The 13,168-nt window shown below is 65.1% G+C and carries 13 protein-coding genes; 9 read left to right on the top strand and 4 right to left on the bottom strand.

Annotated elements, in window-relative coordinates; translation table 11 throughout:
• Nucleotides 1–115 precede the first annotated feature (115 nt).
• On the top strand, nt 116–640 hold the full coding sequence (locus WI560_RS11935; protein ID WP_375308154.1) for a hypothetical protein: 525 nt from the start codon (nt 116–118) through the stop codon (nt 638–640).
• Between the two features lie 24 nt (nt 641–664).
• Here the strand turns inward: WI560_RS11935 and WI560_RS11940 are convergent, their stop codons facing one another.
• On the bottom strand, nt 665–2,143 hold the full coding sequence (locus tag WI560_RS11940; protein ID WP_375308155.1) for an FAD-binding oxidoreductase: 1,479 nt from the start codon (nt 2,141–2,143) through the stop codon (nt 665–667).
• A gap of 478 nt (nt 2,144–2,621) precedes the next feature.
• Between WI560_RS11940 and WI560_RS11945 the strand changes: the two genes are divergently transcribed.
• From WI560_RS11945 to WI560_RS11970, 6 genes are all read left to right on the top strand, one after another.
• A complete protein-coding gene (locus WI560_RS11945) occupies nt 2,622–4,043 on the top strand; it encodes a TadE/TadG family type IV pilus assembly protein (protein WP_375308156.1) in 1,422 nt (473 codons plus the stop codon).
• 9 nt (nt 4,044–4,052) lie between these two features.
• Nucleotides 4,053–4,601: a TadE/TadG family type IV pilus assembly protein gene (locus WI560_RS11950; RefSeq protein WP_375308157.1), complete on the top strand. Its 549-nt coding sequence runs from the start codon at nt 4,053–4,055 to the stop codon at nt 4,599–4,601.
• Nucleotides 4,602–4,609: 8 nt separating this feature from the next.
• Nucleotides 4,610–5,269 carry a TadE/TadG family type IV pilus assembly protein gene (locus WI560_RS11955; RefSeq protein ID WP_257180907.1) on the top strand — a complete coding sequence of 220 codons (660 nt, stop codon included), beginning with the start codon at nt 4,610–4,612 and terminating at the stop codon, nt 5,267–5,269.
• Nucleotides 5,270–5,718: 449 nt separating this feature from the next.
• Entirely contained in the window at nt 5,719–6,294 is a 576-nt protein-coding gene (locus WI560_RS11960) for a peroxidase-related enzyme (protein WP_375308158.1), read from the top strand.
• A 110-nt stretch (nt 6,295–6,404) separates the two neighbouring features.
• Nucleotides 6,405–7,211: a CoA transferase subunit A gene (locus tag WI560_RS11965; protein ID WP_375308159.1), complete on the top strand. Its 807-nt coding sequence runs from the start codon at nt 6,405–6,407 to the stop codon at nt 7,209–7,211.
• The gene (locus WI560_RS11970; protein WP_375308160.1) at nt 7,208–7,954 is read left to right on the top strand and encodes a CoA-transferase; all 747 of its coding nucleotides are present in this window, start codon (nt 7,208–7,210) and stop codon (nt 7,952–7,954) included. Before WI560_RS11965 ends, WI560_RS11970 begins: the two co-directional genes overlap by 4 nt.
• A 152-nt stretch (nt 7,955–8,106) precedes the next feature.
• Here the strand turns inward: WI560_RS11970 and WI560_RS11975 are convergent, their stop codons facing one another.
• From WI560_RS11975 to WI560_RS11985, 3 genes are all read right to left on the bottom strand, one after another.
• Nucleotides 8,107–9,396, bottom strand: a complete 1,290-nt coding sequence (locus WI560_RS11975) for an MFS transporter (RefSeq protein WP_375308161.1) — start codon at nt 9,394–9,396, stop codon at nt 8,107–8,109.
• 112 nt (nt 9,397–9,508) lie between these two features.
• Complete coding sequence (locus WI560_RS11980; RefSeq protein WP_375308162.1) at nt 9,509–10,705, bottom strand: acetyl-CoA C-acyltransferase; 1,197 nt, start codon at nt 10,703–10,705, stop codon at nt 9,509–9,511.
• Between the two features lie 254 nt (nt 10,706–10,959).
• The gene (locus WI560_RS11985) at nt 10,960–11,730 is read right to left on the bottom strand and encodes an enoyl-CoA hydratase (RefSeq protein WP_375308163.1); all 771 of its coding nucleotides are present in this window, start codon (nt 11,728–11,730) and stop codon (nt 10,960–10,962) included.
• Between the two features lie 146 nt (nt 11,731–11,876).
• On the opposite strand from WI560_RS11985, the gene WI560_RS11990 reads away from it, so the two are divergent.
• Entirely contained in the window at nt 11,877–12,410 is a 534-nt protein-coding gene (locus WI560_RS11990) for a PaaI family thioesterase (protein WP_375308164.1), read from the top strand.
• A 64-nt stretch (nt 12,411–12,474) separates the two neighbouring features.
• A complete protein-coding gene (locus tag WI560_RS11995; RefSeq protein ID WP_375308165.1) occupies nt 12,475–13,092 on the top strand; it encodes a TetR/AcrR family transcriptional regulator in 618 nt (205 codons plus the stop codon).
• Nucleotides 13,093–13,168: the final 76 nt, after the last annotated feature.

Here is a 13,168-nt window from a genome sequence, read left to right on the forward strand (position 1 = left end):
TTCGGCCCATTTCGGACAAACCAATATTGGTTTCTCCGCTGCGGGGCAGGACCCTCCAACCAAGAGTCCTGCAATGATAAAACAAGTTGTTTCTGCGTGCGTCGTCGTTATAGCCATGTCCGCCGCTGCCGAGGCGCGGCCCTATCGCATCGTCCAAGCGCCCGAATGCAACGTCACCATGCCCTGCGATTTCTCGCACTCGCAGGTGCGTCGCGAGCGGGCTCCCGGGGTTTCAATCCAGAGAGCTTCATTGCCGAAGGCTTCATTGCAGGCCTATCGCTCGATGCAAATGACCGTGACCGATACCGGCAACGCCGCCACGACGATGAGCGTCTCCGGCGAGCGCGTCGTCGGGGGGCGCCCGGCCGGCTGCCCGTCGTCATTCTGCGGCTGCGGTGCGTCTTTGCGCGTGTTCGGCCGTGTTGTGCCGGAATTGAATCTCGCGTCCAACTGGCTGCGCTTTCCGCGCGCGGCCCCGGCGCCGGGAATGGTCGCAGCGCGCCGCGGCCATGTCTTCGTTCTGGAGCAGCATCTCGGCGGCGACACGTGGATGGCGTACGACGCCAATTCCGGCGGGCGCGCCACGCGAATCCACGCGCGCTCGCTGCGGGGCTACACAGTCGTCAATCCGCACGGCTGAGACGATGGCGAAGGTGCGCGGCGTTCATCCCAGCCGCAGCACCTTGCCTGGATTCATGATGTTCTGCGGATCGAGCGCGCGCTTGATGGTGCGCATGATGTCGAGCTCGGTCTTGGAGCGGTAGTGGCTGAGCTCGTCCAGCTTTTCGATGCCGATGCCGTGCTCGGCCGAGATCGAGCCGTCCATGGAGGTGATGAGGTCGTTCACCGCCCGCGTGATGGCGGCCTTGTATTGCGTCAGCGTCTGCTGGTCCATGTCCACCGGGGCCATGAACGAGAAATGCAGATTGCCGTCGCCGATGTGCCCCAAAGGATAGGGCCGGATGGTCGGGAGAATGTCGAGCACGGCCTTGAGCCCGAGATCGATGAACTCCGGTATCCGGGAGATCGCCACCGAGATGTCGTAGCTCAGCCCAGGCCCCTCGGCGCGCGAGGCCTCGGCGACGCTCTCCCTGATGCGCCACATGTTCTGCGATTGCTGTCCGGTCTGGGCGACGACCGCGTCGATCACGCGTCCGTCCTCCAGTTGATCGGCGAGAAACTGCTCCATCTTCTCGGCGATGCCGCCGGTCCCGTCCTGCCGCGCCCGCGCTGACGACCATTCCAGCAACAGGTACCATGGCGTGTCCGCCTTGAGCGGATCCTGCGTGCCGGGAATGTTGCGAAGCACCATGTCGACGGCGGCGCGGCTCATCAGCTCGCAGGAGCCGACATTGTCCTCGGATGCGCTGTGAGCCTCCGACAGGATCTCCAGCGCCGCGCGCGGATCGCGGATCGCCAGCCATGCCGTGCAGACGTCCTTCGGGGCCGGCCACAGCTTGAGCACGGCCTTTGTGATGATGCCGAGCGTTCCTTCGGCGCCCATGAAGAGGTGCTTGAGGTCGTAGCCCGTATTGTCCTTCTTGAGCGCGCGCAAGCCGTCCCAGACCTCGCCGTTCGGCAGCACGACCTCGAGTCCCAGCACGAGATTGCGGGCATTGCCGTAGCGCAGCACCTGCACGCCGCCGGCGTTGGTCGATAGATTGCCGCCGATCATGCACGAGCCCTGGGCGCCGAGGCTGAGGGGCAGGAACCGGTCGTGCCGGCTTGCCGTCTCCTGCAGCGTCTGCAGCACGCAGCCGGCCTCGACCGTCATGGTGTATCCGGTGGCATCGATGTCTAGCACGCGGTTCATGCGGCCGAGCGACAGCACTATGCCGGTGTGCGCGGGCCAGGGCGTGGCGCCGCCCATCAGGCCGGTGTTTCCACCCTGCGGCACGATCGCGATCCCATGCTCGTGGCAGAGCCCGACCACCGCCGCGACTTCCTCGGTGCTGCCAGGGCGAACCACCGCGCCGGCGTTTCCAGCCAGCAATCCGCGCCAATCCGTCACGAACGGCTGCATGCCGTGCGCGTCCTCGATAAAGCCTTTCTCACCGACGATCGCGCGCAGCGAATCGCGCAATGGGACGGTGAGCGGAACGGTTGGAATGATGGGTTCGGACGACGGACCGGCAACCGGCATTTGTTTCCCCTGGCGCATCTTGATGTGCACTGCGCACGCGGCGTGCGTCAGAGCATTGTCCACGTTTGCGCCGTGGAGTCTAACGGCAAAATGTCTCTCACCCGGGGTGTCCAGACGGGCAGGCCTGCGCAGGCGGCATGGGGTCGTCTTCGGATTTCCCGTTTGATCGGCGCCGCACCGGGCGACCGCGGCGCACCGTCGGCCGGCACGTCGCCTCCGGTATTTCTACGGGGCGATGCTTAGGGTTTAGCGCCAATGTCTGCGACCGGATTCAAGCGACATTAATGATGCCTTCTCGATATGAGACATCCCGGTCCGCTTCGGCTGTTCTTTGCGGATTGTCCGTAAGCGTTGATTAAGAGAGCCATCGTCATATCCCGCTGTGACGGACGAGCACCGGGATCGAAACCCGGCAGCCGCGCCCGTGGATTTCAGGGAAAGGACCGCTGCCGCAACGACGGCAGCCAGGATGAACGACATGCTTCGCCGCGCAATGCTCTGTTTCGCGACAGACCGGAAGGCCAACGTCGCCATCATCTTCGCGCTGACGATGGTTCCTATCATCTTTCTCCTGGGCATGACCCTCGACTACACGCTGGCCTTGCGCAAGCGCGAGCAGCTGAACGCAGCCGCCGATGCGGCCGCGATCGCAGCCGTGCGCCCCGCGATGCTGACGCAGACCGACGAGGCCACCATCAGGAACACGGCGGCTGCCGTCTTTGCTGCGAAGGCGAACCTTCCCGGGCTCGCCACCGTGCCGACGCCGACGGTCACGGTCACCGATGTCGGTCTGTCGCGGACCATCACGGTGTCCTACGCTGCGGAATCCCTCAACAATTTCCCGGGCGTTTTGGGTAAGCAGACCTGGAAGGTGGCGGGGTCGGCGACGGCGCAGGCGTCCAGCGCCCCCAACATGAATTTCTACCTGTTGCTGGACGATTCTCCGTCGATGGCGCTGGCGGCCACCCAGAAAGACATCGACAACATGGTTCTCGCCACGAAGAACCAGCCCACTTACGCGAAGAATTGCGCATTTGCCTGCCACGAGGCGCATCCCAACAACGCAAATCCCAGCGCGACGAACAAAGACAATCTTACGGTCGCGCGTGCGAACAACATCACGTTGCGGATCGATCTCGTGACCAACGCCGTCAAGCAATTGATGGTCGGGCCGTGGACCTGTCCGCAGTCGGGCACCACGGGCGGCGTCATGCAGTGCATGTCGGCGATCAACAACACGACCTACAAGGCCGCCATCTACACCTTCGACTACGCCCTCAACACGATCCAGACGCTGACCAGCCCGACCACCGCCGGCACGAAGATCGGCAACATTCAGCTCCTGAAGGTCGACCATCAGAACTGCCCCGTTCTCGACAGCAAGGGCGCCTGCATCTACACGACCGACTACGGCACCGACATCTCGAAGGGGCTGACGGACCTCAATGCCGTCATGCCCAATCCCGGCGACGGTACCGCGGCCGGTACGCCGCAGGAAGTGGTCTTCCTTGTCACCGACGGCGTCGAGGACAAGCTGATTCCGAAGACGGGGGGTAGCTGCGATCCCAGTGCCACCTATCCGCTTCCGCAGGCCAACACCTCGACTTTGCGATGCCAGCAACCGCTCAACACCGCTGTATGCGATACCATCAAGAGTCGGAACATCCGTATCGCGATCCTCTACACCGAGTATCTGCAACTGCCGAGCGACGGCTGGTACAACGGCCGTATCGCGCAGTTCAACAACCCGACCTCGTCGACGGGCACGATCGCACAACGGCTGAAATCCTGTGCGTCGCCGGGCCTGTACGCAAACGTTCAGAATGGCGGCGACATCAGCAAGGCGCTGACGGACCTCTTCATCAAGGTTGCGTCCAGCACGGCCAGCCTCGTGCAGTAGGAAGAGGCCATGTCCGGATCCCCCGCCACCATGAGGAAACGCCGCGATCGCTGCGCCGGTTTCGCGCGCGATAGCAGTGGCGCCACGGCGGTCGAGTTCGCGCTGGTCGCTGCGCCGTTCCTCGCCCTCGTCATCGCGCTGATCCAGACCTTTCTGGTCTTCTTCGCCCAGCAGACGCTCGAATCCATCGTGCGCCAGTCGGCGCGCCTCGTCATGACCGGGCAGGTCCAGTCCGCGAACATGACCCAGGCCGTCTTCAAGCAGAAGGTCTGCGACCAGATCCTGATCCTGTTCAACTGCAGCGGCATGATGGTCGACATGCAGGTGGCGACCTCGTGGACCTCCGCGAACACGGCGATGCCGACCCTGACCTACGACGGTTCGGGCAAGGTCTCCAATGTCTGGCAATACAACCCGGGCCAGCCCGGCGATATCGTCGTGCTCCGTATCATGTACGAGTGGCCGGTCGTCCTCGGTCCGCTCGGTTTCAACCTGTCGAACCTCAGCAACGGCAACCGGCTGATCATGTCGTCCGCCGCGTTCCAGAACGAGCCATGAGCCATCTGATGATCTCCGCCCTGTCGTCCCGCGCCCGTCACCTGTTGACCGATGTTCGCGCCGTTGCGGCGACCGAGTTCGCGATCGTGACGCCGTTCATGCTGTTGCTCTATGTCGGCGGCGTCGAGCTCGGCAACGCGCTCTCCATGAACGTCAAGGTCAGCGCCACCGCGCACAGTGTTGCCGACATGATCACGCAGAACACGGCTGTCAGCACGACCCAAATGGACGGCATTCTCGCGGCTGCGACCGCCATCATGGCGCCGTATCCTGTCAAGAATGGCAGCACCTCCCTGATGACGATCACGGTCTCGCAGGTCTCGACCGACAGCAACGGCAATGCGACGGTGCGATGGAGCAAGTCGACGAGCGCCTCGGGCGCACGAACCGTCGGTCAACAGATGACCTTGTCGTCCTTTACCGCACCGGGCGGCACCACCAATGCCAACATCTCTCTCATCCTGAGCGAGGTGTCCTACGACTACACGCCCAATCTCGGCTTCACCATCGCGGGCACCGTCAAGCTGTCCGACAGCTATTATCTATTTCCGCGCTGCTCGACCAACGGCCCGAGCGGCTCCACCAGCTTTCCGTATTACGACGTGAAATATGGAACAGGGGTGACCACCTGCACCTGCGTCCAGCACTTGCAGCAGAAGACCTGTTAGTCTCGCGGGAGCGGGCAGGGCAATCACGGTTAGAATTTAGCAGAGGCGTCGTGCCCGGGCTTGTCCCGCCTGCGCGGCCGAAGCCGCTTCGGCGCGGCGAAGGCCCGGGCATCCACGTTCTTTGTGCTGCGTGGAAAGGCGTGGATGGCCGGGACAAGCCCGGCCTTGACGCTGTGGGGACTGTCGGTGCTCCAGACCGCCACCGGCGCGCGGGGCTGGTCTACAGCAACCCGCATTGCCTTGCGACATCGAAGCGGGCATTGATTGTGGGCCTTGCGCATTTCTTCTGAATCGGCCGGGAGGGGACGGTGCCGCGGGCGAAGCTGGAACGACGCCCCGACGCGCTCGACGCATTCACCCGTGGGTTTCTTGCAACGGCCCGGCCCCAAGGACATGAAGAAGGCGACGGGAAGTAATTCCCACGGACCAGCCCTAAGGAAATTGAGGCCATGACCCAGGCACCTGCCATCAGTCGCTTTCCTGTCCCTGATCTCGCCGACATGCCGGACGACATTCGGGCCCGTATCCTGGCCGTCGAGGAGAAGTCCGGCTTCATTCCGAACGTCTTTCTGGTGCTCGCGCACCGGCCGGACGAGTTTCGCGCTTTCTTCGCCTACCACGACGCGCTCATGGACAAGCCGGGCAACCTCACCAAGACCGAGCGGGAAATGATCGTGGTTGCGACCAGCAACCTCAATCAATGCCAATATTGCGTCATCGCGCATGGCGCGATCCTGCGCATCCGCGCCAAGGATCCGTTGATCGCCGATCAGGTCGCGGTCAATTACCGCAAGGCGGACATTACCGATCGGCAGAAGGCGATGCTCGACTTCGCCGTCCGCGTCTCGACCGAGGCCTACAAGGTTTCCGAATCTGATTTCGCCACGCTGAAATCGCACGGGTTCACGGAAGAGGACGTCTGGGACATTGCCGCGATCACGGCCTTCTTCGGCCTCTCCAACCGGCTTGCCAACGTCACCAGCATGCGTCCGAACGCGGAATTCTACGGCATGGGACGCGCCTGACCGGGTCCGCACGTTCACGATCGGGGGCCGCGCGGCTCAGGTGCCGCGGGCGAAGCCGGAAGTCGATCCTGTTCGATCGGCCTCCTGGGAAGCGAGGGAGAGGTGGAGAGATGACGGATTTCGTAACGCCGCAGAAGATGGCGGAGATGATACCTTCTGGCTGCAAGCTCGGTCTGGCACCGGACGACTACGCTGCAGCCCCGGGATTGGTTCGGATGCTGATCGAGCGCGGCATCCGCGATCTGCACGTGGTCTGTGCGCCGATCGGCGGCATGCAGGTCGACATGCTCATCGGCGCCGGTGCCGCGGCGACGCTGGAGACGAGCGCGGTCAGTCTCGGCGAGGCGGGCGGCGCGCCATGTTTCAGCCGGGCCGTCCGCGACGGATCGATTCGCCTTCGCGACGCGACTTGTCCCGCGGTGTTCGCAGGCCTGACGGCCGCCGAGAAGGGCGTTCCGTTCATGCCGATCCGCGGCATCATCGGCAGTGACGTCCTGAAGAAACGGGACGATTGGAAGCTGATGTCCAATCCGTTCGACGACGACGAGAAGATCGTCGCGGTCTCGGCGATCCAGCCCGACATCGCCTTGTTTCATGCGCCCGAAGCGGATCGGTTCGGCAACGTCCGGCTGGGGCGCCGGCGCGAGGTGATGTTGCTGGCGCACGCCTCGAAGCAGGCCTTCGTGACCGTCGAGCGCATTTCCGAGGTCTCGCTGCTCGACGACGAGAAGATGGCCGCGGGCGTCCTGCCGGCGATCTACGTCAGCGCGGTGGCGGAGCTGAAGAACGGCGGGTGGCCCACCGGGCTCTACGCCGAATATCCCAGGGACGGGCAGGAGGTCGAGAAGTACGCGCGCGCGGCGCGCTCGCCGGAAGGCTTCCAGGCCTACATCCAGGGGTCGGGGAGCGCGGCATGAGCGAGCCGTGCACCAGCCGCGAGTTGATGATCTACACGATCTCGCGGCTGCTGAAGGGGGTGCGGCATGTTGCGGTCGGTCAATCCTCGCCGATGCCCGCGGCAGGAGCGATGCTCCTGCGCGCGCTCAACGAGCGTGACGGACTGGAGCGCCTGCAGGTCTCGATCCTCGGTTCGGTCAAGCACAATTCGTTCACTGGCGGTGCCGAGGAGCTGTTCGATTGCGCCGCGCAGGGACGCCTGGATGCCTTCTTTCTCGGCGGCGGCCAGATCGACGGCCAGGGCAACGTCAATCTCGTCGGCACCGGCGACTATCCGAACAATCCGGTCAGATGGCCCGGCTCGTTCGGCTCCGCCTACCTCTATTTCCTCGTTCCGCGGGTCATCCTGTTTCGGGAAGAGCACAGCCTGCGCTCCCTGGTGGAGCGCGTCGACTTCGTGTCTGCGCCTGGCGTCACCGACGAGACGGTCTATCGGCGCGGCGGCCCGCATGCGCTGCTGACCAACGCGGCGTTGTTTTCCTTCGAGCGCGAGGTGGGACGCTTTCGCCTCGAGAGCACCCATCCCGGATATGATTGGCGCGACATTCGCGGCACCACGGGCTTCGCGTACGACAACGAGCAATGTGCGGTCACGATGCCGTCGCCGGACGAGGCGACACTCGCCTTGATCCGGGGCCGGATTCGCGAGGAGCTGCGCGAATGCTATCCGCAGTTCGCAGGCAACATGCCGGGGCCAGGGTAGGATATTGCTGGCTTTCACGCGATCGGCGCGAGCTTGCTCGGCCTCTCCCGCTTGCGGGAGAGGCCGACGCGCTCGCAATGACGACGAGGAGAGAGTTGCGCGCGATCTGTCCTGCCGGTGCACGCCGCACCGGGGAGACATCCTTATGCGCCTTACGCCATCGCCGCTTGCGGCTTCGGTTGCCGCGACAGCGCCAGCACGATCAGGGCGGCGAACACGCAGAGCGCGCCGGCGATGAAGAACGCGGGCAGGTAGCTCTGATAGACCGTTCGCGAGAAGCCTGCCCCGAAGGCCGCGGCGCCGGCGCCGAGCTGATGGCCGGCGAAGATCCAGCCGAACACCAGGTTGGCGCGCTCGGGGCCGAATTTCTGCGCGGTGAGCCGCACCGTGGGCGGCACGGTCGCGATCCAGTCGAGCCCGTAGAACAGCGCGAAGAGCGAGAGGCCGTAGAACGAGAAATCGGTGAAGGGCAGGAAGATCAGCGAGAGCCCGCGCAGGCCGTAATACCAGAACAGCAGATAGCGGTTGTCGTAGCGGTCCGACAGCCAGCCCGACATGATGGTGCCGAAGAAGTCGAAGATGCCCATCGCGGCGAGCAGGCTGGCGGCCTGCACCTGCGGGATGCCGAAATCGAGGCACATCGGGATCAGGTGCACCTGGACCAGGCCGTTGGTCGAGGCGCCGCAGACGAAGAAGGTCGCAAACAGGATCCAGAACGCCGTCGACTTCGAGGCGTCGGCCAGCGTGCCGAGCGCCACCGCCGTGATCGAGCCGTGGCTGGCGGGCGGCGCGGGCAGGGGTTCGGTGCCTTCGTCGCCGAACGGACGCTGGCCGACATCGCTCGGCCGGTCGCGCATTGCGAGCAGGACGGCCAGTGCGGAAACGCCGAGCATGATGCAGACAAAGCCGAGCGCGAGCCGCCAGCCGTAGCGTTCGGTGAGGCTCGCGAGCAGCGGCAGGAACACGAGCTGGCCGGTGGCGACGCTCGCGGTCATGATGCCGACCACGAGGCCGCGTCTTGCCGCGAACCAGCGCGTCGCGATCGTCGCGCCCAGCACCAAGGCGGTCATGCCGGTGCCGAGGCCGATCACCACGCCCCACAGCGCGATGAGCTGCCAGACCTCGGTCATGCCGAGCGAGGCGACGAGGGCCGAGACGACGATCAGCTGCGCAACCAGCGTGACGTTGCGCAGGCCATAGCGGTTGAGCAGGGCGGCCGCGAACGGCGCCATCAGTCCGAACAGGATGAAGCGGATCGACAGCGCCGAGGAGATTTCCGCCGTGCTCCAGCCGAACTCCTTCTGCAGCGGAACGATGAACACGCCGGGTGCGCCGACCGTGCCGGCGCTGATCAGCGCGGCAAGGAAGGTGACGCCGACCATCACCCAACCGTAATGGATGTTGCGGCGGGACAGTGCTGCCGCGAGCCAGTTCGAGATCATCGAGCCTCAATCATGGTTGTCGAGCCCCATGGGGACCCGCATCATCGTTGCAATCTGGCACAGGCGAGGAAAGTCTGGAATGCCAGACTTCCCTCAATTTCAGACATTGACGTCAGCGGGCTGGCCGCTCAACGGCGATGGCCGTGGCTTCGCCGCCGCCGATGCACAGCGCGGCGACGCCGCGCCTGAGGTTCTGCGCCTCCAGCGCATGCAGCAGCGTCACGATCAACCGCGCGCCGGTGGCGCCGATGGGATGGCCGAGCGCGCAGGCGCCGCCGTTGACGTTGAGCTTGTCGCGGGGAATGCCGAGATCGCGCTGCGCCGCCATCGCCACCACGGCGAAGGCCTCGTTGATCTCGAACAGGTCGACATCGGAGGCAGCCCAGCCGACCCTGTCCAGCAGCTTGCGGATCGCCGGGATCGGCGCCGTGGTGAACCATTGCGGCTCCTGGCTGTGGGTGGCGCGACCCCGGATCTCGGCGAGAACCGGCAGCCCGTTCCGATCGGCGAGCGAGCGTTTCGTCAGCACCAGCGCCGCGGCACCGTCGGCATTGGCGGAGGAGGCCGCCGGCGTGATCGTGCCGTTGGCGCGGAATGCAGGCTTGAGGCCCGGAATCTTGGCGGGGTCGACCTTCAACGGATGCTCGTCATTGGCGACGATGCGGGGGCCTGCCTTCTCGCTCAGCGTGATCGGCGCGATCTCGGCCTTGAACGCGCCGCCCTCGACCGCCTTGCGGGCGCGGGTGAGCGTCTCCATGGCGTAGGCGTCCTGGTCCTTGCGGGTGAACTGGTAGGCCTCCGCGGTGGCCTCGCCGAAATCGCCCATGGAACGGCCGGTCTCGTAGGCATCCTCCAGGCCGTCCATCATCATGTGATCGATGATGCGGTCATGGCCGACGCGATAGCCGCCGCGCGCCTTTGCGAGGAGATATGGCGCATTGCTCATGCTCTCCATGCCGCCGGAGACGACGATGTCGGCCGAGCCGGCCCGGATGATGTCGTGCGCCAGCATGGTCGCCTTCATGCCGGAGCCGCAGACCTTGTTGACGGTGGTGGCACCGGTGGCATCCGGCAAACCGGCGCTGCGGGCCGCCTGCCGCGCCGGCGCCTGGCCTTGTCCCGCCGGCAGCACGCAGCCCATGAAGACCTCGTCGACCTTCTCCGGCGCGAGCCTGGCGCGCTCCAGCGCCGCCCCGATCACATGCGAGCCGAGCTTGTGCGCGGCAAGCGGCGACAATTCGCCCATGAAGCGGCCGAGCGGGGTACGGGCGGCGGAGACGATGACGACGGGATCGGCGGCTTCGGCCATGACGGAACTCCCTAGCGATGGCAGATAAGATTATGGTCATCATATGATGCGACGCAAAAAATGCAACCGCGGCCGGGATGAGAAAATGTCGTGATGAGGATGAGATTTGGTCGTTCGAGTGAAGAGAATGCTCTTCGCGGCACGCTGTCATCACCCGCGAAGTGTTTAGACCGGAGACGGTGCGGCTAGAACCGAGAAGCCGCGGCGTACTGGATGCCCCGCCTTCGCGGGGCACGACACCGTCTTTGGTGCGCCTACCGCTTCCGGTTCACAAACGCGCCCATCAGCCGCGTCGGCTCGTCCGTCAAAAACGACTCGCCGAACACCTTCACGCTCAGGTTCACTGATTCCGTCAGCGGCAGCTCCTCCCACTGCCGCAGCAGCGCCTTCTGCGACCGCAGCGCCTCGGGGCCGCATTCAAGCAATGCCTTCACGAGGTGCTCGACCTCGGCATCGAGCCCGCCCTCCGGCGCGACCTTGTCGACGAGGCCCCAGGCCAGCGCCGTGGCTGCGTCGATATTCTCCGCCGTCATCACCAGCCAGCGCGCGCGCGCCCAGCCGATCAGGCGCGGCAACAGGGCCGCGTGGATTACCGAGGGGATGCCGACGCGCACCTCCGGCATGCCGAAATGTGCATCGTGGGCGGCGATCCGGAAGTCGCATGCCGCCGCCACTTCCAGTCCGCCGCCGAGGCACCAGCCGGGCATCCGCGCGATGACCGGGGCGGGAAAGGCGCGCACGGCCTCGCAGAGATCGCGCAGGCGGCTGATGAAGGCCTCGGCCGATGCCTGGTCGAGTTTTGCCATCTCCTTGATATCGGCGCCGCCGATCATGCTCCTCTCGCTCTGCCCGCGCAGCACCACGACGCGGATGCTGCGGTCGGAGCCGAGCTGCTGCAAACCCTTGCGCACGGCGTCGGTCACCGGCGAGCCGAGAATGTTGAGCGGGCCGGCGTTGCAGATCGCGACATGGACGACGCCGCGCGCATCGCGCGTCACGCCGCAATGGTGGTTGAGCATTTCCATCGTGGGATCCCGGTCGGCTTTGGTGGCGCGCACAAGGCGCAGCGGTCGGTGTCACTTCCGGGCCGAAATCCCCGGCTTGTCAAGTCGCCAGTTGCCAGCGCGAAGTCCGCGACGTAGTATGACGTACATCATTCAAAGAGGCGTCCATGACCCCTAGCGATCAACTCGACCTGTTTTCGCCGGCGCAGCGGCGTGAGCGCGTGGTGGACTGGCAGGTGCCTGCGCCGGTAGCGAGAGCGGCCATGGCGCTGTCCGGCATGGAAGCCATGCTGGGCATTCGCGACGGCCGGCTGCCGCCGCCGCCTTTCGCGAAACTGATCGGCTTCACCATGGCCGTGGTCGAGCCGGGGCGGATCGTCATGGAACTGGAGCCGCGTGAGGATCTCGAGAACACCATCGGCCTCATCCACGGTGCGACCGCTGCGGCGCTGCTCGATACCGCCATGGGCTGCGCCATTTCGACCCGGCTCGAGGCCGGCCAGAGCTCGGTGACCCTCGACTTGAAGCTGGCGTTCCTGCGTCCGCTCTCGGTCCGTTCCGGGCTGATCTCGGCCGAAGGCAAGGTGATCAAGCTGGGGCGGCAGACCAGCTACACCGAGGGCTTCGTCCGCGACGGCAAGGGCGCCCTCGCGGTGCATGCAACTGCAACCTTTTCCATGATCGGCAGCAACTTGACATGAATTAATGCAGCCATTTCGGCCTCCGCGTGTTATGAGATGATTTCCGACATTCAATGAGACCCGCATGCGCTATTCCCGGGAACACAAGCAGGAAACCCACGACCGCATCGTCAGGAAGGCTTCCGTGCGGCTGCGCGAGAAGGGCGCCCACGGCATCGGCGTCGCCGACCTGATGAAGGAGGCCGGCCTGACCCATGGCGGCTTCTATGCGCATTTCGATTCCCGTGAGGCGCTGGTGATTGAGGCGTTTGGTTATGCGATGGACCGCTCGATGGAGCACTGGCGCAAGATCACCGACGAGGTTTCGCCGGAAAAGCGGCTGGCGCTGATCGCGGAGGCCTATCTCTCGGCGCTGCATCGCGACAATCCCGGCCATGGCTGCTCGATTCCCGCCCTCGGTGCCGAGATCGCCCGCGAGAGCCCGAAGGCGCGCAAGGCCTTTGCCGGCAAGCTCGACGAGATGATCGAGCTGTTGGCGGACTACATCCCGAACCTGCCGCGCAAGGCCGCACGCAAGCAGGCGATCGCGACGCTGGCGACGATGGCCGGCGCCATGCTGCTCGCGCGTATCGCTGGCTCCAGCGAGCTGTCCGACGAGGTGCTGAAGGCGGGCAGGGACGTTGCCCTGGAGGGCGCAAAGCGCGAGCCGAAGGTGGCGGTGACGAAGAAGGCGAAGACCTAGGCGAGGTCCTGTAGGGTGGGCAAAGCGAAGCGTGCCCACGACTTCGCTGCTATCGGAGATAGATGGTGGGCACGGC

The sequence above is a fragment of the Bradyrhizobium sp. A11 genome (assembly GCF_042077125.1).
Taxonomy (GTDB): domain Bacteria; phylum Pseudomonadota; class Alphaproteobacteria; order Rhizobiales; family Xanthobacteraceae; genus Bradyrhizobium; species Bradyrhizobium japonicum_B.

What these genes read in the sequence shown, in the direction of transcription:
- WI560_RS11935 (WP_375308154.1), top strand. Translation starts at nt 116, where the DNA reads ATGTCCGCCGCTGCCGAGGCGCGGCCCTATCGCATCGTCCAAGCGCCC.
- WI560_RS11940 (WP_375308155.1), bottom strand. Translation starts at nt 2,143, where the DNA reads ATGCCGGTTGCCGGTCCGTCGTCCGAACCCATCATTCCAACCGTTCCG.
- WI560_RS11945 (WP_375308156.1), top strand. Translation starts at nt 2,622, where the DNA reads ATGCTTCGCCGCGCAATGCTCTGTTTCGCGACAGACCGGAAGGCCAAC.
- WI560_RS11950 (WP_375308157.1), top strand. Translation starts at nt 4,053, where the DNA reads ATGTCCGGATCCCCCGCCACCATGAGGAAACGCCGCGATCGCTGCGCC.
- WI560_RS11955 (WP_257180907.1), top strand. Translation starts at nt 4,610, where the DNA reads ATGATCTCCGCCCTGTCGTCCCGCGCCCGTCACCTGTTGACCGATGTT.
- WI560_RS11960 (WP_375308158.1), top strand. Translation starts at nt 5,719, where the DNA reads ATGACCCAGGCACCTGCCATCAGTCGCTTTCCTGTCCCTGATCTCGCC.
- WI560_RS11965 (WP_375308159.1), top strand. Translation starts at nt 6,405, where the DNA reads ATGACGGATTTCGTAACGCCGCAGAAGATGGCGGAGATGATACCTTCT.
- WI560_RS11970 (WP_375308160.1), top strand. Translation starts at nt 7,208, where the DNA reads ATGAGCGAGCCGTGCACCAGCCGCGAGTTGATGATCTACACGATCTCG.
- WI560_RS11975 (WP_375308161.1), bottom strand. Translation starts at nt 9,396, where the DNA reads ATGATCTCGAACTGGCTCGCGGCAGCACTGTCCCGCCGCAACATCCAT.
- WI560_RS11980 (WP_375308162.1), bottom strand. Translation starts at nt 10,705, where the DNA reads ATGGCCGAAGCCGCCGATCCCGTCGTCATCGTCTCCGCCGCCCGTACC.
- WI560_RS11985 (WP_375308163.1), bottom strand. Translation starts at nt 11,730, where the DNA reads ATGGAAATGCTCAACCACCATTGCGGCGTGACGCGCGATGCGCGCGGC.
- WI560_RS11990 (WP_375308164.1), top strand. Translation starts at nt 11,877, where the DNA reads ATGACCCCTAGCGATCAACTCGACCTGTTTTCGCCGGCGCAGCGGCGT.
- WI560_RS11995 (WP_375308165.1), top strand. Translation starts at nt 12,475, where the DNA reads ATGCGCTATTCCCGGGAACACAAGCAGGAAACCCACGACCGCATCGTC.